The following is a 403-nucleotide window of genomic DNA, read 5'->3' as shown; positions in this document are numbered from 1 at the left end:
ATTCACACAATCTTTACATTAAAATCGTTTCTTTTGCTTTACTCCCTCTTGTATAATGCACTTAGAAAAACAGTCTAGGAGGAAATTTTGAAAAATAATAACTACTCTTTCCAATCATTAATAGAGATTTTTCTCGTATCATTTAAATTAGGACTTACTTCATTTGGTGGTCCCGTCGCCCATCTTGGTTATTTTCATCATGAATACGTGCAAAAAAGAAAATGGATGGATGAACGAAGTTACGGAGACTTAGTAGCGATATGTCAATTCCTTCCTGGCCCTGCTAGCAGCCAAGTCGGTATGGGAGTTGGCTTATTGCGCGGCGGATTATTAGGAGCCATTATTTCATGGATCCGCTTCCCTCTCCCATCTGTGCCCGCTTCCGTCCCCCCCGCCCCCCCCC

Annotated in this window: 1 protein-coding gene; it reads left to right on the top strand. The window is 42.4% G+C overall.

The window, feature by feature from the left end:
- Positions 1 to 87: 87 nt before the first annotated feature.
- A partial coding sequence (locus NG904_RS17040; protein WP_252232922.1) for a chromate transporter occupies positions 88 to 403 on the top strand: 316 nt, incomplete at its 3' end.

Origin of the sequence: Clostridium sp. ZBS15 (genome assembly GCF_023845705.1) — a bacterium.
GTDB classification, from domain to species: Bacteria; Bacillota; Clostridia; order Clostridiales; family Clostridiaceae; genus Clostridium; species Clostridium aquiflavi.
Note: the sequence above shows the minus strand (reverse complement) of the source record. Positions and strands in the feature narration are given on the sequence as shown.